The 1,377-nt window shown below is 37.5% G+C and carries 1 protein-coding gene; it reads right to left on the bottom strand.

Annotation, left to right across the window (positions count from 1 at the left end; all coding sequences use genetic code 11):
* Nucleotides 1-1,377 (bottom strand): thiamine pyrophosphate-dependent enzyme (locus tag GK51_RS02390; protein ID WP_048331542.1); only part of this gene is annotated, 1,377 nt, incomplete at both ends.

Raw genomic sequence — 1,377 nt, 5'->3', positions numbered from 1 at the left:
CCACGTGTTCTTATAATTAATGGTGCTTTTTGGCGACCTTTAGTTCTGTATTGTAACGTTGCTAAATCGTCACTCATAATTTGCAAAGCGTACAGAATATAATCCAAATACTGAATCTCAGCAATTGGACGTAAACCGCGAAGTGCCATACCAATTCCTTGGCCTAAAATAGTGGCTTCACGAATCCCAACATCTGAAACACGTAGCTCGCCATACTTTTCTTGCATGCCTTCCAAACCTTGATTAACATCACCAATATGTCCAGCATCTTCCCCAAAAATTAGCGCTTCAGGATACTTACTAAAAATAGCATCAAAATTATCACGGATTACTAAACGTGCATCTACGTCTTCGCTATTATCATCATATGTCGGCTTCACTTCTTGAATTTTTAAAGCTGATTTATCGGATTGCGAATATAAATGCGAACTATATTTAGGTTGAACAACATCTATATAGTTGTTAATCCAAGTCGCTAATTGATTTTTAGTTTCCGATGTTTCATTTACCACATATCGTAACGCTTTTCGCGCTGTCGATAAAATATCTTTACGAATTGGCTCTGAAATTTCAGCCAAATCATTTTTCAATTTATCAATAAATACGTTATTACTACTTGCTGCTGCTACTTGTTCCAATAAAGCCACCAAGTCATTTTGTTCTTGCTTTAAAGGTTTGGTAAATGCTGACCAAGCTGCTTTTTTTCCATCGCGAACTTGTTTTTTGATAGTTTTTTCAATGGCTAATAAATCGTCATCCGTAGCAATGCCATTGGCAATTATCCATTCACGAAGTTTCACATTACAATCATAAGCAGCTTCCCAAGCTAAACGGTCTTCATTTTTATAACGCTCATGCGAACCTGATGTGGAATGTCCTTGTGGTTGTGTTAATTCTTGAACATGAATTAAAACAGGAACGTGTTCCTCACGTGCCACTTGTGATGCTTTTTGGTATGTTTCAATTAAAGCTGGATAATCCCAACCCATAACACGTAAAATCTCAAAACCTTTGACGTCCTCTTCTCGTTGAAAACCTTTTAAGATTTCAGATATATTTTCTTTAGTCGTTTGATGTCTAGCGTGAACTGAAATCCCGTAGTCATCATCCCAAACACTCATAACCATGGGTACTTGTAAAACACCAGCCGCATTTATGGTTTCAAAAAACAAACCTTCGCTCGTGCTGGCATTTCCAATAGTTCCCCAAGCCACTTCATGACCTTCGTTCGAAAAATTGGTGGTATCAATTCCTGTTACCTGTCTGTATATTTTTGATGCTTGCGCTAAACCCAATAATCGTGGCATTTGTCCAGCGGTAGGCGAAATATCAGCACTGGAATTTTTCTGTTCTAAAAGATTTTTCCAATTTCCATTT

Source organism: Bizionia psychrotolerans, from assembly GCF_001039595.1.
The sequence above is the reverse complement of the archived record's forward strand: the minus strand, read 5'-3'. Positions and strand labels throughout refer to the sequence as shown.